Origin of the sequence: Lactococcus sp. AK05, from assembly GCF_041026685.1 — a bacterium.
In the GTDB taxonomy this organism is placed as follows: Bacteria; Bacillota; Bacilli; order Lactobacillales; family Streptococcaceae; genus Lactococcus; species Lactococcus lactis.
In genome coordinates, this window is sequence record NZ_JBFTEI010000002.1 from 53,363 (window position 1) to 75,699 (window position 22,337).

Sequence of the window (22,337 nt, forward strand, 5' to 3'; positions counted from 1 at the left end):
TTTGGTTTACTTTTGGAAATTTATTTTTTATTTTGAAAAACACCATATTCATTTGCATTTTGAATGGCTTGATAAACGAAGTCTTTTGCATTCTTGACTGAATCTTTAAAGGGGTGATTATAAGCCATATTGGCCGCAATTGATGAAGCAAAGGTACAACCTGCTCCGTTGTTATTATTTTCTATAATCGGGCTTGATAATTCATAAAAAGCTTTTCCATCATAAGCAAGGTCAATGGCTTGTTTTTGGTCAAAGCGATTTCCTCCTTTGATGACGACATTTTTTGCTCCAAAATCATGCAAAAGTTTGGCTGCTTCTTTCATCTCTGATTTACTTTTTACTGACAGCCCTGTCAGTATTTCTGCTTCTTTGAGATTCGGGGTAATTACAGTCACCAAAGGAAAGAGTTGGCTGATGAAAAGGTCACGCATTTCATTGACCGAATAGTCAGCATTTTCTTTAAAAACAATGACTGGGTCTAATATAATTGGAGTATCAGATTTCACTGACAGAGCTGTCAGCCAGTTTTTGGTCAGTTCAAGTATTTCTTTATTGGGTAATAGTCCTATTTTTATGGCTGAAAAGTCCACATCGCTTAAACTTTCCAACTCTTCTTGAAAGAGTTCTTTTTCTACTGGATGAACAAAAAATTTATCTTCTTTGACAGTTACAATGCTTGTTAAGGCACAAAAGCCATAAAGTCCATTGGCTGCAAAAGTCGCTAAATCAGCTTGCATCCCGCCTCCGGATAGGATATCTGAACCTGCAATTGTTAGAATTTTTTTGCTTTCATTTAAATTCTTTGGCATCTTCTCTCCATTAATTTTACTGACAGTATCTTTTAGATGTCAGTATTTTCCGCATATTTGACTTCTTTCAAATATAAACCTTCAGGTGCTGCTGTTGGTCCTGCAAAATCTCTATTTTTAGAGGTCAATATTTTATCTATTTGGCTGACAGGCATTCGGTCATTACCAATTTTAATGACTGTTCCAACCATGTTTCGCACTTGTTTATACAAAAAGCCATTGCCACGAAAAATAAATTTGAAATTTTCTTCGTCAAGACGGATAATTTCTGCCTGATAAATCGTTCTTACTTTGTCATCAACTGATGAACCCGATGCTGTAAAACCTGTAAAATCATGTTCTCCAACCAACTTTGACATTGCTTCTTGCATCCGCTCAAAATTAAGTGGATAGCGAAAATAGGCTTTAGAACGTCTTTGAAATGGACTTCGTGTAATTGAATTTTCTAGATAATACTCATAGGTTTTTTCATGCTTTTGATATCTTGCATGCCAATCATCTGGGACAAGTTCCACTTTTTTTACTGCAATATCTGCTGGGGTTTGAGTGTCTAAACCAAATCGCAGACGTTCCAAATCACGAACTTTACCCTTTAAATCAAAATGAATGACTTGACCAAAAGCATGAACTCCAGAATCTGTTCGGCCTGAGCCTTGTAAAATAACTGGCTCAAAAGAATTTAACTTCGTCAGTATTTTTTCAATTTCTTTTTGAACTGTTCTTTGATTTGTTTGGCTTTGAAAACCTGCAAAATCTGTGCCATCATAGGCTATTGTGGCTTTGTATCTTGTCATTTTTCTATTATAGCACAATTTTTATTAGGACTTTATTTTCTTTTTTTATAATGGTTTATCCTTTTTTAATATGTATCTTTTAAATTGCTTTTCGTAAAAAAGTATAAAAAAATGCCCCACTACGAAGGTGGGACGAGGTTTGGCACCATGATCCGAGGGGGATTCGAACCCTCGACCGTTCGCTTAGAAGGCGAATGCTCTATCCAGCTGAGCTATCGGACCAAATTGTTTCTGTCAGTAAATTTTTAAGCTAAAATTACTGACAGAAACAAGTTTATCATATTCTCTTATTTTTTTCAATTATTGACTTGTACCGTAGCCATAGTTTCCTGTGTTTGTATCATCTGTTCCATAGCTAGATGTTGTACTATCATTACTATTATTATAGCCATCATTGTAAGTATTATCTTGTTGATAAGTAGAATCAGAACTCGATGTTGCCGTGGAATCGCTTGCTGAGCTAGAGGAGCCTGAACTTGAATCTGATTGAACTGAGCCACCACTTGTCGAAACATAATTCCCTGAATTTTTAGAATTCAAAGAAACAAGATTTCCTTGCGTATCAACACCATAAGTCACCGTTGATTTCCCTTTTTCAGTTACAGTAGCTGACGGAAGATAATAAAAAGGTGTTGTTCCTGAGCCAAAAACTGATTCATAAGTAATCAAACTGCTTGGCAAAGTGGTCACTGTTGATTCATCAAGCGATTTCTTCATGATATTTTGCATCGCGAGATAAATATCTGTTGGCATAAATTGATAAGAAGCACCATCAACCATTTCACCAACGCCTTCATATTGAATAGAAACTACTTTGTTAAAGCAATCTTTATAACCTAGTAATGAAGTAATTGTTGAGGCATTAATTGGGATATTAGTTCTAAAATCTTTTGAGGCTTCATTCAAAAATTGTTCATAGCGAGTGATATTATCTAAGGCTAAAATTTTCTTCATGAGTGCTGCAATGACTTCACGTTGGTGAGCCGCCCGACCATAGTCACCATTTGGTAAATGATGTCGGTCACGGGTATAAACTAAGGCTTGGTCACCATTAATATGTTGTTTTCCAGGTGGAACTTTCGCAGTATATTGCGGCTCTGTATCTGAAATATAGAGGGTTTGACCTGTGGTATTGTTAATATCAATCCCACCAACATTATCAACCATATTGACTAGCCCATCAAAATTGACTGTTGCAAAACTGTCAATATTAATACCAGTCTGAGCACTAATAGTTTTCATGGCATAACTTACAGCATTTTTTAAACCGTCAGAAGATGACCCTGAGTTATAACCTAAGGGATATGCTGCATTCATTTTTTGCTTAGAAACAATGTTTCCGTCAGCATCTAAAATGTTAGTCATCGTATCACGTTCAATTGAAACCATTGTTGTCGTGTGCGTTTTAGGATTAAGCGTCATCAGAATTTGTGAGTCAGAATTCCCATTCCATGAATCGGAAGTTCCACGCCCTTCGCCTCCTGTGTCAACCCCCATAAGTAGGATTGTTAGAGGTTCAGTTGCCTGAATGACTTGTTCTGTCTTTTTATTCCCAGCATTAGTGTAAGTCATTTTAAAGGCTTTTGTTGTACTGTTCAGAACGGTTAATGTATATCCGCCTGCAGCAATTGCCGTTACTAAAATAATACTTCCAAGCATGAGAAGTGTTTTTATCCAAAGCTTCATATTAGCATTATATCAAAATTCTGATTTTTCACAACAAAAAAAGAAAAATTAGATTTTAATTTTTCTTTAATTATATTTAATTTTACTGACAAAAGGGTCAACTATTAGTCAAAAAATAAAACATATTCGCAAACATCAATTAATTGCCCCTTTTCATCTCGGGCGCCCCATTTTTTGACATTTTCTAATTCAAAATCAAACTTTTCATAAAGATGACGTGCTTTTTTATTACGTGCTTGGACAGTTAATTCCAAACGTTTGATTGTTCCAACTTCTTCTACCCACTCAAGTGCATCTTCTAGTAGAATCGTCCCAATGCCATAGCCTTGATAATCTTCTGACACAGCGATAAAAAGTTCCGCAATATGACGTACTCGATAATGATAATCCGCCGTCAAATGCAAAATACCAGCAATTTCATCACCAACGAATGCAAGAAAATAAGCATTATTATCTTTCTCAGCTTGTTGATTTAAAAAGTCCGTCATTTCTGCTTCAGAGATTAAAATTCCTACTTCATCAATGGTCAAAAAATTACTTTCTGTTCCAACCTTATTGAGAAATTCAATGACTCTAGAACTGTCGGCGCCATTTGCTTCTCTAACAATTAGCTCTGTAGTCATAGGTTATTAACGAGCTCCTCATATCTTTTTCCATGTGGTTTCAAAATAATTTCACGCTCTTGATCGTTGACCAAATCTTTAGAATACTTATCAAAAATGACTTCCAGATAATTTTCTGGCAAATCATCGCCTAACATTTCGCCCCATTCAATGACCGAAACCCCATCACCGAATAAATAATCATCTAAATCAAAACTATCTGGGTCATCACCAATGCGATAAACATCCATATGATGGAGTGGCAAACGTCCTTCCAGACTTCTGACAATTGTATAAGTCGGACTTTTAACCATTTGATGAATATCTAAGCCTAAAGCCAAGCCTTTGGTAAAAGTTGTTTTTCCAGCCCCAAGCTCGCCAGTTAAAACAATAACATCTTGAGCCTCTAATTTTCTTCCCAATTTTTGTGCAAATTGTAACATTTCTTCTTCGTTAAATTTCATGATTTTATTATAACACATCCCCTAAGACACTATCTAACGTTTGCAACTGATGAATCTAAAAATAGTCAAACCTTAGAAAATTCCAGTGTTGCCACTTCAAAAAGTTTATCTCCTTCATTATCACAGTCTTTAAAATAAAAGCTGTCAGTAAATTTTACTGACAGTTTTTCAAAAATTTGGGCAAAATAAAAAACCTTAAATGGCTTTTTATCTTCTTCTGCGACGATATTCTTTTTGTTGTTTTTTATGATTTTTGAGCAATTCATCCGCCTGCATATTAATTTGCTGAGTTTCTGTCAGTACTTTTTCTTCATTTGGCGTTTTTTTAGAACTTACTGATGGCTCAGCTGTCATTGAATTTGAAGGAGTTTTCCCATTTTTAGAAACTTGTGCCTTACTGACAGGATTTTTCTTCTTGCCACGGCCACGCAAATGACGCACAAAGGCAATAATTCCCCCAATGATTGTGACTGATGCTGACAAACTGGTCAATGTCATCAAAAGAATATTGTTCCCTTTTGCATTATTGTTGACGGTTTCATTAATAATTGTGGTTGAATTTTTAGTTTCTTTTTGACTGCCAGAATTTTTATCTGTTGAACTGTCTCGATTTTCTACTACCGGAGGCGTTTGATTTTGCCCAACATTATCTGTCTGATTTTGAGCAGTTGTACTTGTTTGTGTTTGATTTTGACTTGTCGAATTCGTTCCTTCAGAGGAACTTGTATTTTGCGAACTACTGCTAGCTGAACTTGCTGAATTTGAGGTACTTGAAGTCCCTGTTGAGCTTTGAGCTGTTGCATCTCCTGAACTTGCTGAAGTCCCGGTTGCCGTTTCTCCATAAGCAATCGTTCCAAAATTAAGCAAGGATATCAGACCTATACTATAAATAATTTTCTTCATAATCAAATTCTATGATAGTTTTCTTAAACGAACTTAAAATTTATTAATGTAATAAATAAACAACGAGGTATTTTGATATTTCTTTCAACCCTTTTTTGGTACAATAAACTTATGAATAAATCAACGTTTTCTTTAAATGATACTGCATGGGTTGATTTTTATCAGCTCCAAAATCCTCGTCAAAACGAAAATTATACTTTTCCTGCTATTATTATCTGCCCTGGTGGTGGTTATCAACATATTTCACAAAGAGAATCTGACCCTCTTGCCTTAGCTTTTCTCGCCCAAGGTTATCAAGTGCTTCTCCTTAATTACACCGTGATGAACAAAGGAACAAACTATAACTTTTTATCACAAAATCTTGAAGAAGTTCAAGCTGTTTTTTCTCTGATTCATCAAAATCATAAAGAATGGCAAATCAATCCTGAGCAAGTTTTCTTACTTGGTTGTTCTGCCGGAGGACATCTGGCCGCTTGGTATGGTAATTCTGAACAAATCCATCGACCAAAAGGAGTTATTCTCTGCTATCCAGTAACTTCCTTCACTTTTGGTTGGCCTAGTGATTTGTCACATTTTAATTTTGAAATTGAAAATATCTCAGAATATAATATTTCGGAAAAAGTCACTTCCTCAACTCCTCCAACCTTTATCTGGCATACGGCTGATGATGAAGGTGTTCCTATCTATAACAGCCTTAAATATTGTGATCGACTCTCAAAACATCAAGTTCCTTTTGAAGCTCACTTTTTTGAATCTGGACCTCATGGTGTCTCTTTGGCTAATCGGACAACCGCTCCTTCTGATGCCTATTGTCTTCCGTCAGTGCATCGCTGGGTTTCTTGGGCTTCTGATTGGTTGGAAAGACAAATCAAAAATTAAAAATACCACTCAAAAGTGGTATTTTTTTATTGGTTTTATCTAATTTATTAATTACGAATCATTTTTGCTTTTGAAGCCAAACTTCTTTCAAAAATTCTAATGTATAGTGTGAAGTATCAGGCACAATGACGATATCATCTCCCAAATCTTCTGGGCGCCCTACACCAATTGGTAAAGCCCCTGAATCTTTGATGGCTTGAATTCCAGCTTGAGAATCCTCTAACCCAATTGATTCAGAGGGTGCAACACCCACTGCATGTGCTGCTGCAATAAAAATATCTGGTGCTGGTTTTGATGCTGCAACTTCAGCCGGATCAGCAATTGCATCAAAATATCCAGTTAAATTCATTCTCTCTAATAAAAATGGACCATTCTTAGAAGCCGACGCTAAAGCAATTTTGATTTTATTTGAACGTAAATCTTTGAGTAATTGTAAAATTCCAGGATAGACATCGGCTGGCGACACATCCTGAATCATTTTCACATAGTTATCATTTTTTCTCTTAGCAAGTTCTTTAAATTCCTCAGCTGATACTTTTTTATCAGCTAAATCTAGAATTTTCTGAAGCGAGTCTTCTCGTGAGACCCCTTTTAATTGCTCATTAAATTGGCGGTCAACACCATTAATGCCAATTTCTTCAGCCAAAGCTTTCCAAGCTCTAAAATGATACTCTGCGGTATCTGTAATTACACCATCTAAATCAAACAATACTGCTTTAAACATCTTTTTACCTTCTTTCTCGTCATTTTAAAAATATATTTTTAAGCAATGACTTTCCAAAATTACTGACAGAAATTCTGTCAGTAACTTTTTTATTAAAAAATAATTGTAAATCCTTGTATCAAAACTTTATTAAGAGTAAAACCATTTATTTTAAATCAAATTTCGTCTGCACTCCGGCTTTTAATTGAACCTCATCATCATAAACTTTGGTCAGTAAATCCGCCGACGCTGTCAGTAATAATTGTCCATTTTCAATCAAAATTTCAACTTTAGTTCCTCTAAAAATTTGACTAAATTTCAATTTTGTCCAGCTTTTTGGTAAATAAGGAGCAATTGCAAATTGGCCATCTCGCAGACTCAGACCAGCAAATTCATTTTGAATCACCTCGAGCGTTTCGCCCATGACCCCAATATGAACCCCTTCGGCCGTTGTTCCCCCTTGAATATCATAATAATCACTGCCAATTGCTGTAATCAAGAAATCCAACGCTTCATCAAAATCCCCTAATATCACATCAATCCCAGCAAAAACCGGACGTGAAGTCGTTGAACCGTGAACAGTCCTAGCAAGATAATAATCACGGTTGACTTTCAACCAATTTTCGGGCAACTCATAAGCCAATTGTTTGACCAACTTAGTCACATGCTCCTGACCCAAATTGTAGATTAACATCAGCGTATCAGCCTGTTTAGCCACTTGATATTCGTCAGGCGAAATGCCTTCGGCCTTCATCAAACGGTCAATGCGATGAATATCCCCATATTTTGCTTCATAAGCTGCAAAGTCGACTTCCTTAAGCTCAAAATATTTAGCATATTGCGCAATCACACCATTTTCATCAATATCTAGATACAGTTTTTTCCGAACTTTTTGAGCTTTTTCAAGTAATTCCTTAGGAATTTCAAATCCTTTTTCTGATAATTCTGTCAGCCAATTTAATTGCCAAGTGAGCATTAAATTAGTATAGGCATTATCACAGATTCCCCCTTCTTGCCCAGGATAGGCCTCATGATATTCATCAGGTCCCATGACCCCATCAATATGATAACGGCCGTCATCTCCTAATTCGGCTTTATTTAACCAAAACTTTGTCGTTTCAATGATTAAATCTAAACCACCGTCAGTCAAAATGCTTTCATCTTCTGTCAGTTGTGAGTAAATCCATAAATTATATACAATGGCTAAACTAACATGCCTTTGACGCCGGCTATTATCTGGTTCCCATTCATTATTTACTGTGTTCAAATGAACAAATTGCGATTGTTCATCACCAATTAAGCCGGACTGCCAAGGAAACATAGCTCCTTTTTCTCCATCAACCTTCGCATTTTCCTGCGCTGCGGTCAATCGATTGATTCGGTACAAGAGCAAATCACGCGCCGTTTCTGGCTCATTAGCCGCATAGTAAGGAAGAACAAAAATTTCATCCCAAAAGATATGGCCTCGATAGCCTTCACCAGTCAAGCCACGTGAACCTACTGATGCATCTAAAAACTGGTTAGCACCATGCTGTGCCGCTTGACGAATATGGAAAATGTTCATTCTGACCATTCTTTGTAAATCTTCATGGTCTGATTCGATAACAATATCGGCATCTGACCAAACTTTTTCCCAATAATTCGCATTATTTTCTTGAATTTTACTGACAGAAGTTGCTGACAGCTCTGTCAGTACAAACTCAACAGGATTTTTACTTTCATAAGAACTTGCAATGACAATCGTTTTGTCAAACTGAACTTCTTGATTCTTTTGTAAGTCAATTTCGATTGCTTCTGCTAAAATCTCATCATTCTCAGAATCTATCTTTTGGAAAGCCAATCCATTCAAAAATGATTTAGAAGCAATTGCAAGTTCAATTTCACTTGTTCTTGTTTTAGCAACCAAAAGTCCTTTGGAAATTTTTGTTACTTCAAATTCTTTACTATCAAAAGCCCGATAACGTTCAACATTTTGATTTAAAACTGAGCCATCAGTAAAAGTTTCAATTCTTAATTTACAAGAGAAGTCAGCAATAATTTCACCAACAAAACCAAAATCATGAAAATTAATCGGATCTACAAACTTTGTTGTTACTAAAGTCAAATTTCCTTTGGCCAATTTCACCTGATAACGTTCAATTTGCAAAGCATTTTTAAAATCAATTGTAGCTTGCTTTTCAACTGCCGCTTCAAAATCAACCAATTCACCATCAATATATACTTTTATTAATTGAGGATTTGGCCAATTTACCATATCTTCATTAATGACATCATGTCCTGCGACTTCTGTACTCGTCCGGTTGAAGACACCAGCTACGTACAAACCAGGATAATGATTGTCAGAACAAGTTGACCATAAAGGCGCACCTCGAAGCCCTAAATAACCATTTCCCAATGACATTAAAGATTCTTGACCATAAGAACGTTTCCCTACTTCTTTTTTATCATATTGGATTATCCAATCTTTTTCAGTCATTTTTCCCCCTCATATAAAACTAAAGGAAGCAGAATTTATCAGCACTGCCTCCAACTGAGTTTATTAATTATTTAACTGCATCTTTAAATGCATTTTTTTGTTCAACGCCTTCTCCCATTACATCTGTATCTTTATAACCAAAGAACCAAACCAATAGGAAAGTTGCAACCGCACATACCGCAGTCGCGATCCAGAAGAGCATCAAGTTACCCGCAGGAGCGTGATGTGTCAAAGGATTAGAAATGAAGTTAGGGAAACCAATCAAAGAACCTGAGAATCCAAACATTTGTAATCCGCCAAATCCAGCAACACCTGCACCAATCGCGGCACCAATTGAAGACATGATAAAGACACGCACATATTTCAAATTAATCCCATACATTGCCGGTTCAGTTACCCCACAAAAGGCTGAAATTGCTGCTGGAGCAGAAAGTCCTTTAAGGTCTGCTTTTTTAGATTTAAAGAAGACAGTCAAGGCACCAACCCCTTGAGCGAGCATTGTGAAAGAAACAATCATATTGAGTGAACTTGCTCCAGTAGCCGCCAATTCTTGTGAAATAAGTGGAACAACCAACCAGTGCAACCCAAAGATAACCAAACATTGATACAAACCACCAACGATGATACTTGCAATTCCTAAATTCAATGACAAGATATGATCAATCACAAATGACAATCCAGAAGAAATTGTAGAAATAACTGGACCTACCAAAAGTAAAACAATTGATGCGGTAATAAAGAAAGTAATCATTGGTTGGAAAATTGGACGCAAGGCAAGTGGTAAAACTTTTTTCAACCAAGCATTCAGTGGTTTAGCAATTGCCACGGCTACAATGATTGGGAAAATGGTATAAGCATAGCTTGGCAAAGCAACGGGGATTCCAAAATAACTTGTATTAAAAGTTACTCCAAGGAAATTTGCAACAGGAGCAGCTGCTTCAACAACAACATTTTTACCTGCCGCATTCGTTCCAACATGCGCATTTACCAAGTTAGTAATCCCTGGATTAATCATAAATCCGCCGACTGCAGCACCAATAAATTGTAAAACAGTATCTTTAGGTGCCAATTGTTTTGCCGCTGAAAAACCAACCAAAACAGGTAAGAAGTAAAAGGGCGTCATTGCCAGTGTTGAAATAATGACATAAGTTGAACTTGCAGGATCAATCACTTCGATTAAGCGATTTCCCTTAACAAAGATACTAAGTAAACCATTAATCATCCCACCAGCTGCAAGTAAACCAATAATAGGAATCATTGACCCAGTAATTGTTCCAATGACCACTTGGAAAGCATGAACAATCGGATTTTGTTTTTTACCATTAGCTGGTGCTGTTGCAGCTACTGCTTGTGCCGTTGCCTCATCATCAACTACCGCATCACCAAGTTGTTCAACAACTTCATCATAAACATCCTCAACCGCTTGTCCAATAACCACTTGATATTGATTCAAGTTTGAATTATAAACGGCACCTGCCACACCAGGTAAGGCTTCAATTGCCGCTGTATCGGCTTTATCTTTGTCCTTTAAAGTGAAACGAAGACGAGTGATACAATGAATAACTTTTGTGACATTTTCAGCGCCACCTACATTTGCGATAATATCAGTCGCAAGTTGTGAATAATTTGCCATAAGTTCTCCTTTTGCTTCATTATCTATGAAGCAGTTCATAATATAAAATAATAATTGACGAGTTTAATAGTCACAAAATCTATATCCAAAGTTCTCGTCATCTTTGCGCTATAAATTTATTGGTTGATATTTTTACTTACTTAACACTTGCCTGACCTAATTCATCACGTGCATTGGCTGAACCATATTTAACCTCAAAGCCAGATAGGACATCTTTAGTATTTGTAAAAATAACCATTGTTGTTTTATCCAAACCAGCAGCTTCAATCTGCCCCCAATCAACAGTTCCTAGCTCATCACCACCATTAACAATATCATCCACTTTAACTTTAATTTTAAATGGTGCTCCTTTAAGAGCTACTGTATCAATACCGAGATGTAAAAGAATATCTAAGCCATCAGCACGTTTAAAACCAATTGCATGTCCCTGAACCAAAGTTACTTTTGCAGAAACTGGAGCAAAAATTTTATTTTCTTTGGGCTCAACTGCAAAACCATCACCCATTATTTTCTTTGAAAATACCGGATCGTTTACTTTTGAAAGTTCAATAACTTCTCCAGAAACTGGATTATATAGCCCTTTATCGTCTTTCAATTCTTTCTTTTTTCCTATTCCAAACATAAGAATCTCCTATCTTTTGAAGTTGTACGTACAAGTTAACAAAATCATTGTATCATATAAAAACGTTTTCAGCAAGCGGTAACAATTATTTTTATGATAAAATATAAAGTATGAAGAAATATGAAGTGATTTTGCAAGATTTAGAAAAAAAGATTTTTAACGATATCTATAAAACGAACGATATTCTTCCGAGTGAAAATGAGCTCTCTGTTAATTACGAGAGCAGTCGTTCAACAGTCAGACAGGCTTTAAAAATTTTAGAAGAGAAAGGGCTTATTCAAAGACGACATGGCTATGGTAGCATTGTCCTCGCTCATGATAGGCTCCTTTTCCCTATCTCTGGCTTAACTTCATACAAAGAACTACAAACCTCTATGGGTTTCCATAGTGAAACTGAGGTCATTCGCTTTGAAAGACTTGAAATTAACCCTAAAATTTCAGAAACAACTGGTTTTGCCGTTGGGGAACACGCCATAAGTATTCTCAGAAGGCGCAAAGTAGATGGCAAGTTTTCAATTTTAGATTGGGATCTATTTTTAGAAAAATATTCCGAAGGTTTAACTCCAGAACATGCTAAAATTTCAACCTATGACTACTTAGAAGATAATTTAGGGCTTGACATTGCCTATGCTCAAAAGGAAGTCACGATTGATTTTGCTTGCGAAGATGACTTTAAATACCTTGACTTAAATCCCAAAGACCATCATGTCGTTTCTGTCAAATCCCATGTTTATCTTGCTGATAATACTCTTTTTCAGTATACTGAATCTCGACATCAAGTCGACCGCTTTCGTTTCACAGAATTCGCTAGACGACAAAAAAGATAAAAAAAGCTCTCCCAATAAGGAGAGTTTTTACTTGATAATAAAAAGCAAGAACAAAATCAGTTCTTGCTTTTTTTCTTTATTTTACACCAATTTCTGCTTCAACAACTTCAACAATGGTATCTACAACATGATTGACCTCTTCATGAGTTGGCGCTTCAGCCATGACACGCAAGAGTGGTTCAGTTCCTGAAGGGCGAACTAAAATACGACCTTTCCCATTCATTGAAGTTTCCATTTCTGAAATTACTTTTTGAATCGCTGGCACATCCATTGCTGATTTTTTAGCTGCATTATCTTTTACCCGAACATTAACTAATTTTTGTGGATAAATCGTAACTTCACTTGCTAATTCAGATAAAGATTTGCCAGTTTCACGCATCACTTTCAACAATTGAATGGCTGAAAGTTGACCATCTCCTGTTGTGTTGTAATCAAGGAAAATCATATGACCCGATTGTTCACCACCGAAGTTGTAATTATTTTTCTTCATTTCTTCAACAACATAACGGTCACCAACGGCTGTAATCACTGAATTAATCCCTGCTTCTTCAAGCGCTAAATGGAATCCAAGATTAGACATCACAGTTGTTACTAGCGTATCTTGAGCCAATTTTCCTTGTCCAAGAAGATATTTCCCAACGATAAACATAATTTTATCGCCATCAACAATTTCTCCATTTTCATCAACGGCAATCAGGCGGTCAGCATCACCGTCAAAGGCAAGTCCGAGGTCACTTCCTGTTTCGACAACTTTTTTAGCCATCGCTTCAGGATGAGTTGAGCCTACTTTTACATTGATATTGAGTCCATCAGGATTTTCACCAATAACTGTCAAATTCGCTTCTAAATCAGCAAAAACGGCACGAGCAGAAGTATAAGCTGCACCATTAGCGGTATCAAGAACAACCTTATAGCCTTCAAAATTACCTTCTGCTGTTGTTTTTAAGAAAGCTTGATATTTACGAACACCTTCGATATAGTCATGCAGCATTCCTAAGCCTTGAGCAGATGGACGTGACAATGTGTCTTCTTCAGCGTCAATCAATGCTTCAATTTCAAGTTCTTTTTCATCCTCTAATTTATAACCATCACCACCAAAGAATTTAATTCCATTATCAAGTGCTGGGTTATGGCTGGCTGAAATCATGACCCCAGCAGAGGCACCATCTTTTTTAACTAAATATGCTACACCTGGTGTTGCAATGACTCCTAAATCATAAACTTCAATCCCAACAGACAAAAGTCCTGAAATCAAACTGCTCGCAAGCATTTGTCCAGAAATTCGTGTATCGCGACCAACATAAACTTTTGGTGTACCTAATTCATGTTGACTAAGGACATAGCCACCAAAACGACCAAGTTTAAAAGCCATCTCCGGCGTTAATTCAACATTTGCTTCCCCGCGAACACCGTCTGTTCCGAAATATTTACCCATTTTTTCTTGTCTCCATTTTTATTATTTTTATTTGACTCTGAAAATTTATCCACTTATTTTTACAGGTGTTAATGTTACTTCAACTTCTTGTGGATCAGCACTTACTCCTGTTGCACGTATAGGAACAGTTACTTTCGTTTCTTTTACAACTCCAGAGATATCCACTAATGCTTCAACCTCGTTGATTGCTTCTAAAGCACTTTTTTCTCCTGAAAGAGTAACTGTTTTATCAGATACTTTTGTCTTAATAGATGATAAAGTCTTATCAAGCGTTCCTTTTTGTGTCACTTTAACCGGCACATCTTTAGTTAATTTATTTACTACAACTTTTAAATGAGTCGTTGAAGGTTCAATTTGTGCTGGAAGAATTTTACCTGTGCTGTCTACGGCATGAAGAGTGACTGTGCCTGAATAATTTTCATTTAAATTAACATCATTTGGTAATGCAGCTTCAATTGCTTGAATTTTTTTGATGCTCTCTTCCCCGGCAGTCACTTTTACCTTTTCATCACTCACTGAAAGTGAATCAATTGTAAAACCTTCTGGCAATTGAGTTGAATCAGCTTTTGGTGTTACTTCAAACTCTTTCTTCACTTTGTCTTCTAAAGTGATATTCATTGTTTTAGGTTCAATCGTTGCCGTTACCCCGCCAGGCAGTTGTTCAATCCGAATTGGTACATCAAATTTTCCTGTTCTTAGTTTGGTCAAATCAACACTTAAAAAGAAATTTCTTGTGTCCGAATTTTCTTCATTAGTGATAGACAAGCGATTATATCCAGAAAGATGAACCGTCGCAGTGCTATTATAACCACTAACGAAATATTTATTAGAATTATATTTTAATTCTACTGGAACGTTATTGATTGTGGCTGTGTAAACTTCTCCAGACTGATTAGTTCCTTGATTACGGATGGATGTTGCATTAGCATTAAAGAAAAGGACAATCGCAAAGAAAACAGAGGCAAGGATATAAAATGTTTTGGAATTAAAAAATTTATTTGCCATCTTTCTTTCCTCCTGCTTTATTTTTTCTATTTTTTCCTGTTCCTTTTTCATTTTTTTCAACTTTAGGAACTAAAATGGCCACTAGAATATCATGAAATTTTTCTTTGGAAATATCCGCGAAAAATTCTCCATTGTGAGCAATTGAAATTCCACCAGTTTCTTCGGAAACCACTAAAATTAAAGCATCTGAGACTTCAGAAAGTCCAATTGCAGCACGGTGTCTAGTCCCAAATTGTTTTGAAATCCCCGATTTTTCGGTCAAAGGAAGATAGGCAGAGGTTACAGCAATTTTGTTTCCCTGAACAATGACCGCGCCATCGTGCAAAGGTGTATTTGGAATGAAAATATTAATAAGTAATTCGCTAGTAATATCCGCATCTAAACGAATCCCTGTACTTACAAATTCATTTAAATTTTGCCCTTGCTCAATCGCAATCAAAGCGCCAATTTTTCGCTCAGACATGTAAGCAAAAGATTTCTCGTAAGCTGAAATATGCCCATCAGGGCTACTTTTTCTCGTTGGTGTAAATAATGTGGTTGTTCTTCCTAAGCTTTCAAGCGCTCGCCTAATTTCAGGCTGAAAAATGATAACTCCGGCGATAACCCCATAGGTAATAACTTGGTTGAGTAACCACTCAACTGTTGTAAGTCCAATAAGTCCGGCAATAATTCTGATAAAAATGAAAATAATCACACCACGAACAAGCGTCATTAATTTTGTTCCTTGTACAAACCTAATCGCTTGATAAAGGAAAAAACTGATAATTGCAATGTCTAATATTGCAATAGCAATTCGCAGAGGTGATTCATTCAATTCAAAAATCTTTTGCCAAAACTCAAGGTTAAAAAATTGATTGAAGTCGGTCAAAAGTCCCCCTCCTTTTATATTGTTAGTCTAATTATACCAAAATTTTAAGTGAACTGCTTTATTCCCAAATAAAGATTTATCATCTTGTTCTTATTCCCTTAATCTATCTGTAATTTTTACATTAGCAAAACTGTAATTTTTAGCTGACGAGAATAAAAAAGTTACTGACAAAAATTCTGTCAGTAACTTTTCATTAGTAAGAATATATTATTTTTTAGCCTCACGTTCTGCTTTACGAGCAGCTCGTCTTGCTTCACGGTCAGGATCAAGTGGACGTTTCTTACGTTCTTTTGGCAGAGTAGCTTCTATAGTCCCCTCTGATTCAGGATTTTTTTTCGCCAGTGCTTTTGCTTCACGTTCTAAAAACTTATCTAAATCTCCTGATGTTCTAGCATAACGCATAAATCGTTTACGAGAATCTTTGGCAGCTTTAGCATACAAACTTTCTGCATGTTCAGCATCAACTTTTAATAGATTACCAAAACGAGATTGTGTCAATAAGAAATCTCTAACTTTACTAAAATCAGGTTTTTTGAAATCAAGAATCATCGGATTTTTACCCAAATCTTCAAGAAGAGGATTATAGCGATAAAGTTGCCAGTAACCAGAATTCACGGCTTCTTTTGCTTCATCAAGTGCTAAATGTATTCCTCCATATAAACCATGTGAAATACATGGAGTATAAGCAATAATGACTGATGGACCTTTAAATTTTTCAGCTTCATCAAAGGCGCGGATTGTTTGCATCATGTTTGCTCCAGAAGCAATCTGAGCCACATAAACATCTCCGTAGGTCATTAGCATCGCTCCTAAATCTTTTTTCGTATTAGATTTACCGCCAGCAGCAAATTGTGCAATTGCTGAAGCTGGAGTTGCTTTAGAAACTTGTCCCCCTGTATTAGCGTAGACTTCGTTGTCCATAACTAAGATATTAACATCAGCACCTGAAGCTACAATATGATCTAAACCGCCAAAACCAATATCATAGGCCCAACCATCTCCACCAAATATCCATTGGGTTGGTTTTACAAATTGATCTTTTTGTTTATATATTTCATCCAACTTAGCTGAGTTGAAGTGTTCAGAAGCAAGCATTCCCTTCATTTTTTCGGCTCTTGCTCGTGTTCCTTCTGAATCTTCTAAGTATTCTACCCAGTCTTTCGCCAATTTTTGCAAATCATCTGACATTTCTGGCAAGGCTTCAAGGACTTGGGCTGCTAATTTTTGACGTCTGGTTTGAGAAGCTAACCACATTCCATATCCGTATTCCGCATTATCCTCAAAGAGTGAGTTTGACCATGCAGGGCCTTGTTCAAACTCATTTGTTGTATATGGTGTTGCTTGTGTTCCACCATAAATGGCTGAACAGCCAGTTGCATTGGAAATCATCATTCGGTCACCAAACATTTGTGTCAATAATTTAATATATGGTGTTTCACCACAGCCTGAGCATGCTCCTGAAAATTCAAAAAGTGGTTTTTCAAATTGACTAGCGGCAATTGTACCTGGACGAGCTAGATTTTCTTTTGTTTTAAGGGTTTGCGCAAAAGCCCAATTGACAGATTCTTTTTCTTGGCCTTCATAAGGAATCATTTTTAAAGCTTCACCCTTTTTAGGACAGGCTTCAACACATAATCCACAACCTGTACAGTCTTCAACAGAAACCTGAATCCGATATTTTAAGCCGTCAGCTCCTTTATAATCCATAACATGGAAACCTTCTGGCGCTTGATTCCATTCGTCTTCGTCGACTAAAAATGGTCTGATGGCAGCATGAGGACAAACAAATGAACATTCATTACATTGAATACAAGCTTGGGCATTCCATTCGGGAATTTCTAAGGCAATTCCCCTTTTTTCAGAAGCACTTGTTCCCAATGGTTCATCCCCAAAAGTCATTTTGTTATCGACTAAGGTTTGTACCGAAAGTTCATCACCCTCAAAGGCATTGGTTTTATTTACAATTTCAAAAACATATTTTTTACGAGAACTTTCTGTCGTAAGAACTTTCGTTCTTTCCTCTTGAATTTCAGCCCAGCTTTCTGGAATCTTTACTTCATGCAAGCCGTTCAAAGCAAGTGCCATTGCATTCAAATTTTGTTCAACAATGGTTGGTGATTTCTTTGCATATTTTTGAGCATCTTTTTTCAGAATCTCATAGGCTTCATCAAAAGGCATAACATGAGCCAATTTGAAAAAGGCGACCTGCATAATCGTATTAATTCTGCGTTCCATTCCGGTTTCATGAGCAATTTTCATGGCATCAATCGTATAAAATCGAATTTGATTTTCGGCAATGAATTTTTTCATTTCATTCGGAAGATTTTTTGAAAGTTGTTCTAGATTCCAACTTGTGTTTAATAGAAATAGGCCTCCAGCTTTCAAGCCTTTGGTCAAGTTATATTTACGTACATAAGTCATGTTGTGACAAGCAACAAAATCAAGTGTAGCTGTCATATATTCAGAAGTAATTGGCGAATCACCAAAACGTAAATGTGAAATGGTTAATCCACCTGATTTTTTTGAATCATATTCAAAAGCGGCTTGAACATATTTATCAGTATGGTCACCAATAATTTTGATTGCTGCTTTATTGGCGCCAACTGTTCCATCTGAACCAAAGCCCCAGAATTTTGCTTGAAATGTATCTGCTGGTGTTAAATCAAGGACTCTTGAATTTGTCAGAGACAAGTTTGTAACATCATCATTAATTCCGATTGTAAACATACGTTTTGGTTGTGCTTTGACTAATTCATCAAAAACACTGACGATGTGTTCTGGACGAGTATCTTTTCCACCAATTCCATAGCGGCCACCAATCACTTGTTTAACATTAGAATTGAAAAGCGCTGATTGAACGTCAAGGAAAAGAGGTTCTCCATTTGAACCCGATTCTTTTGTACGGTCTAAGACCGCTACTGATTTGACTGTCTTTGGTAATTTTTCAAGAAAGTTTTCCAATGGAAATGGACGATATAAGTGAACATTGATAAAACCAACTTTTCGGCCTTGTCCATTTAAATAATCAACTGTTTGCTCAATTGTCCCAGCAACAGAACCCATAGAAACAATGACTTCTGTCGCATCAGGTGCGCCATAATAATTGACTAAATCATAATCTGTCCCACGAAGTTTATTGATTTTTCCCATGTACTTTTGAACGATTTCAGGAAGAGCTTCATAGTAAGAATTGACCGTTTCCCTTTGTTGGAAATAGATATCTGCATTTTGATTTGTCCCTGAAACTGTAGGATGATCAGGGTTCATTGCACGGTCACGAAAATCAGCTAATTTTTCTTGATTAACCATTGGTAATAAATCTTGATAATCAATAACATCAATTTTTTGAATTTCATGAGAAGTTCTAAAACCGTCAAAGAAATTCAAGAAAGGAACTGAACCTTCAAGTGTCGCTAAGTGGGCAACTGCTGACAAGTCCATCACTTCTTGAACAGATGACTCTGCTAACATGGCAAACCCAGTTGTTCTGGCTGACATCACATCAGACTGGTCTCCAAAAATATTAAGCGCCCCAGCCGCTACGGCACGAGCTGCGACATGAATAACTGCTGGCAAAAGTTCACCAGCCATTTTATACATATTTGGAAGCATTAAAAGGAGCCCTTGCGAAGCGGTATAAGTTGTCGCAAGCCCTCCTGCTTTAAGAACACCGTGCATGGCACCTGCTGCACCGGCTTCTGATTGTAGTTCTGTAATTTTTACTGTTGAGCCCCAGATATTTTTACGACCAGCAACTGACCACGCATCAGTATAATCTGCCATTGGTGAACTTGGGGTAATTGGATAAATTACGGCAATTTCTGAAAAGGCGTAAGCAATATGTGCTGCCGCCATGTTTCCGTCCATTGTTTTTTTCATTTTTTTCAAACCTTCTCAGGAGAGCATTTATTCGACATTTTTACGGCATAAAGAGCGGTGTCGGTGTTCTTTATGTGATTTAGTACTAAATCGAAAAAGACGAGAGCTTTCCTAATAATATTATTTTGACTAAGTTAATTTTAGCATTTTAAGCCTGAAAAGTTGAAGCTGCTTAGTGTCAATTATCTTTGACATTATCGTTGAAAAGCCTTTATTTACAAGACCTATCAGTAATTTTTTCACTTACAAACTAAAAAAGATTCTATCAATTAATGACAAAATCTTTAGAGATAAGAGGGCGTAAATTTTAGTCAATGATGCGATGTTCAGTTTGAGCATCAAAGAAATGTGATTTGTTTAGGTTCAAAGCCACTGTAATTTTTTCTCCTGGATTGCGGAAATCACGCGCTTCAACACGAGAAACAAATTCAGTTGAACCAGCTCTAAGATATAGCATAGTTTCTGCTCCAAGAAGTTCAGAAACGACAACTTCAGCTTCAATTGTTTGATTGGGATAGGCTTGTTGTGCCAAATTGCTTGCTTGAATGTCTTCTGGACGAATTCCAAGAATCACTTCTTTTCCTTCATACCCTTGTTCTTTAAGCAATTTTGCTTTTCCTTCTGGAAGGTCCATATTCAAACCTTCATTATTTGTTAATTTTCCAGCAGCAACTTTGACATTAAAGAAGTTCATCGCAGGACTACCGATAAAACCAGCAACAAATTTATTAGCAGGTTCATTATAAAGCTCTTGTGGTGTTCCGATTTGTTCAACACGGCCAACTGTCCCTGTTTTATCAGAGTTTGGTGATGATGACATAATAACAATACGGTCAGCAAGAGTCATCGCTTCAGTTTGGTCATGGGTTACATAGATTGTTGTCGCTCCAATTCGACGGTGAATTTTTGCAATTTCTGTACGCATTGAAACACGAAGTTTAGCATCCAAGTTTGACAAAGGTTCATCCATGAGGAAAACTTTGGCATCACGGACAATCGCACGTCCCATTGCTACCCGTTGACGTTGCCCACCTGATAAGTCAGCAGGTTTACGGTCAAGTAAATCAGAAAGACCAAGAATTGTTCCAGCTTCTTCAACACGACGTTTAATTTCATCTTTTTTGAACTTACGAAGTTTCAAACCAAAGGCCATGTTATCAAAAACGGTCATATGTGGATAAAGCGCATAGTTTTGGAAAACCATGGCAATATCACGATCTTTTGGTGCGACATCATTCATGATTTTACCGTCAATTTTAAATTCACCTTCGGTAATATCTTCAAGACCAGCGACCATTCGCAATGTTGTTGATTTACCACAACCTGAAGGACCAACGAATACAATGAATTCTTTATCTTTGATATCAATGTTGAAATCTTCAACTGCGTATTGCGTCGCATTGGGATATTTTTTGTAGATTTTGTCTAAACTGAGTGTTGTCATTTTTTCTCCTCTAATAACATTTGTTCTTTAATATTATTCTACTGTAAACGTTTTCTATTTTCAATCAGTGATTTGCCTAAATTAATTGTACAAGTTGCACATTTTACTGACAGAATTATTAATGTAGCTGACAATTCTCTTAGCCTCAACTAAAATGCTCCTATTCGTCCCATTTCACTGACAGAAAAAAGTTACTGAGAAATTTGTCAGTAACTTTTTAATCTTCTTCATCTTCGTCTTTAATTTTATTGGCTTCTTCGGCAAATTTTTGCGCAACTGCTTCTAATGCCAAGGTTTCTTCGTCTCCAATGTAATGGTCATCGTTGATTTCATCAAGGTTTACATACATATCCAAATGACCTTTGAGATTATCAAATTGAACTGGAGCATCTCCACCGTATTCTCCATCTAAATTAAGAAGAATTTTTTGACCACCTAAGGCTTCAATTTCTATTTTACTTGTTTTAATGTATTCCAAATTAACATCATCCAAATGTTTTCCATTAGCTACAATCGCAAGTAAAGCAATAAGTTCAAATAGATTATCTGTTTTCACCAAAATCAGTGTGAAAAGTCCATCATCTAATTTAGCATCAGGTGCAATCTTTTCAAAGCCACCAACTGAATTAGTAAGTGCGGCAAAGAACATTGAAATATCACCCTCAAATACGCCTTCATCATGAACAACACGAACCGGTGCTTTACGCACACGGGGTAAAAGTTCTGCACCCTTTGCTAAATAGGCCAAATAACCAAAAGCCGTTTTTAAATGACTGGGAACACTGTAAGTAAGTTCTGTCAAACCGCCCCCAGCAGCGATATTAATAAAATACTGTTCATCTTGTGTTTCTCTGATTACAGCATGACCGACATCAATATTTAGAATTTGATTTTTACCAATAATTTCAATCGCTTCAAGTGGTTTTCCTCTTGGAATTTTTAAAGCCCTAGCAAAGTCGTTTGTTGTTCCCGTTGGAACAATAGCTAATTGAGGACGTTTCTCAAAAGGAGAAATTCCAGCTACAACTTCATTGATAGTCCCATCACCACCCGCCGCAATAATTAAATCAAAGCCAGCTTCTGTTGCTCTTGCCGCCTCTTTTTTTGCAGAATCTTGTTCTGCTGTTGTTTGATAAGCACTGGCCTCATAACCATATTGCTCTAATTTATCCAAAATATCTGCAATATGTTTTTTTATAATTTCTTGACCCGATGTCGGATTGTAAATCAATCTCGCCTTCATCATTTTCTCCGAAACCTTCTCTCATCCATTCTTAAAAAATAATTTACTGACAAACTCCCAAAAGA

The 22,337-nt window shown here is 36.5% G+C and carries 18 protein-coding genes and 1 tRNA gene; 2 read left to right on the top strand and 17 right to left on the bottom strand.

Annotated features, from left to right (window positions below; genetic code table 11):
* Positions 1-20: 20 nt before the first annotated feature.
* The 7 genes from AB6B24_RS04820 to AB6B24_RS04850 form a co-directional block, all read right to left on the bottom strand.
* Positions 21-809 carry a bifunctional hydroxymethylpyrimidine kinase/phosphomethylpyrimidine kinase gene (locus tag AB6B24_RS04820; RefSeq protein WP_311802039.1) on the bottom strand — a complete coding sequence of 263 codons (789 nt, stop codon included), beginning with the start codon at positions 807-809 and terminating at the stop codon, positions 21-23.
* A gap of 32 nt (positions 810-841) precedes the next feature.
* Complete coding sequence (gene truA, locus AB6B24_RS04825; RefSeq protein ID WP_311802040.1) at positions 842-1,603, bottom strand: tRNA pseudouridine(38-40) synthase TruA; 762 nt, start codon at positions 1,601-1,603, stop codon at positions 842-844.
* 148 nt (positions 1,604-1,751) lie between these two features.
* A tRNA-Arg gene (locus AB6B24_RS04830) sits at positions 1,752-1,825 on the bottom strand.
* A gap of 78 nt (positions 1,826-1,903) precedes the next feature.
* Positions 1,904-3,289, bottom strand: a complete 1,386-nt coding sequence (locus AB6B24_RS04835) for an LCP family protein (RefSeq protein WP_058219179.1) — start codon at positions 3,287-3,289, stop codon at positions 1,904-1,906.
* Between the two features lie 104 nt (positions 3,290-3,393).
* The gene (locus AB6B24_RS04840) at positions 3,394-3,912 is read right to left on the bottom strand and encodes a GNAT family N-acetyltransferase (RefSeq protein WP_311802091.1); all 519 of its coding nucleotides are present in this window, start codon (positions 3,910-3,912) and stop codon (positions 3,394-3,396) included.
* Positions 3,909-4,373: a tRNA (adenosine(37)-N6)-threonylcarbamoyltransferase complex ATPase subunit type 1 TsaE gene (gene tsaE / locus AB6B24_RS04845; RefSeq protein WP_015425869.1), complete on the bottom strand. Its 465-nt coding sequence runs from the start codon at positions 4,371-4,373 to the stop codon at positions 3,909-3,911. Before tsaE ends, AB6B24_RS04840 begins: the two co-directional genes overlap by 4 nt.
* Before the next feature lie 189 nt (positions 4,374-4,562).
* A complete protein-coding gene (locus AB6B24_RS04850; RefSeq protein ID WP_017864144.1) occupies positions 4,563-5,258 on the bottom strand; it encodes an ATPase in 696 nt (231 codons plus the stop codon).
* Positions 5,259-5,369: 111 nt separating this feature from the next.
* On the opposite strand from AB6B24_RS04850, the gene AB6B24_RS04855 reads away from it, so the two are divergent.
* A complete protein-coding gene (locus tag AB6B24_RS04855) occupies positions 5,370-6,137 on the top strand; it encodes an alpha/beta hydrolase (RefSeq protein WP_003131528.1) in 768 nt (255 codons plus the stop codon).
* Between the two features lie 58 nt (positions 6,138-6,195).
* Here the strand turns inward: AB6B24_RS04855 and pgmB are convergent, their stop codons facing one another.
* The 4 genes from pgmB to AB6B24_RS04875 all read right to left on the bottom strand — a co-directional run bounded on the left by pgmB (position 6,196) and on the right by AB6B24_RS04875 (position 11,571).
* The gene (gene pgmB / locus AB6B24_RS04860) at positions 6,196-6,861 is read right to left on the bottom strand and encodes a beta-phosphoglucomutase (RefSeq protein ID WP_012897250.1); all 666 of its coding nucleotides are present in this window, start codon (positions 6,859-6,861) and stop codon (positions 6,196-6,198) included.
* A gap of 145 nt (positions 6,862-7,006) precedes the next feature.
* A complete protein-coding gene (locus tag AB6B24_RS04865; RefSeq protein WP_311802094.1) occupies positions 7,007-9,316 on the bottom strand; it encodes a glycoside hydrolase family 65 protein in 2,310 nt (769 codons plus the stop codon).
* Positions 9,317-9,383: 67 nt separating this feature from the next.
* Entirely contained in the window at positions 9,384-10,949 is a 1,566-nt protein-coding gene (locus AB6B24_RS04870; RefSeq protein WP_025016545.1) for a PTS transporter subunit EIIC, read from the bottom strand.
* A gap of 136 nt (positions 10,950-11,085) precedes the next feature.
* Positions 11,086-11,571, bottom strand: coding sequence for a PTS glucose transporter subunit IIA (locus AB6B24_RS04875; RefSeq protein WP_015425865.1), 486 nt, complete (start codon positions 11,569-11,571; stop codon positions 11,086-11,088).
* 110 nt (positions 11,572-11,681) lie between these two features.
* Between AB6B24_RS04875 and treR the strand changes: the two genes are divergently transcribed.
* Positions 11,682-12,398, top strand: a complete 717-nt coding sequence (gene treR / locus AB6B24_RS04880; protein ID WP_311802095.1) for a trehalose operon repressor — start codon at positions 11,682-11,684, stop codon at positions 12,396-12,398.
* Positions 12,399-12,474: 76 nt separating this feature from the next.
* On the opposite strand, the gene glmM is transcribed toward treR, so the two are convergent.
* From glmM to AB6B24_RS04910, 6 genes are all read right to left on the bottom strand, one after another.
* Positions 12,475-13,833 carry a phosphoglucosamine mutase gene (glmM, locus tag AB6B24_RS04885; RefSeq protein WP_201248538.1) on the bottom strand — a complete coding sequence of 453 codons (1,359 nt, stop codon included), beginning with the start codon at positions 13,831-13,833 and terminating at the stop codon, positions 12,475-12,477.
* Positions 13,834-13,878: 45 nt separating this feature from the next.
* Positions 13,879-14,838: a CdaR family protein gene (locus tag AB6B24_RS04890; RefSeq protein WP_311802096.1), complete on the bottom strand. Its 960-nt coding sequence runs from the start codon at positions 14,836-14,838 to the stop codon at positions 13,879-13,881.
* Entirely contained in the window at positions 14,828-15,706 is an 879-nt protein-coding gene (gene cdaA, locus AB6B24_RS04895) for a diadenylate cyclase CdaA (protein ID WP_311802097.1), read from the bottom strand. The genes AB6B24_RS04890 and cdaA overlap by 11 nt, the downstream gene beginning before the upstream one ends.
* A 207-nt stretch (positions 15,707-15,913) precedes the next feature.
* Positions 15,914-19,585, bottom strand: a complete 3,672-nt coding sequence (gene nifJ, locus AB6B24_RS04900; protein ID WP_311805286.1) for a pyruvate:ferredoxin (flavodoxin) oxidoreductase — start codon at positions 19,583-19,585, stop codon at positions 15,914-15,916.
* Between the two features lie 307 nt (positions 19,586-19,892).
* Positions 19,893-21,029: an ABC transporter ATP-binding protein gene (locus tag AB6B24_RS04905; RefSeq protein ID WP_021468525.1), complete on the bottom strand. Its 1,137-nt coding sequence runs from the start codon at positions 21,027-21,029 to the stop codon at positions 19,893-19,895.
* A gap of 217 nt (positions 21,030-21,246) precedes the next feature.
* Positions 21,247-22,275, bottom strand: a complete 1,029-nt coding sequence (locus tag AB6B24_RS04910) for a diacylglycerol kinase family lipid kinase (protein WP_029344861.1) — start codon at positions 22,273-22,275, stop codon at positions 21,247-21,249.
* Positions 22,276-22,337 lie beyond the last annotated feature (62 nt).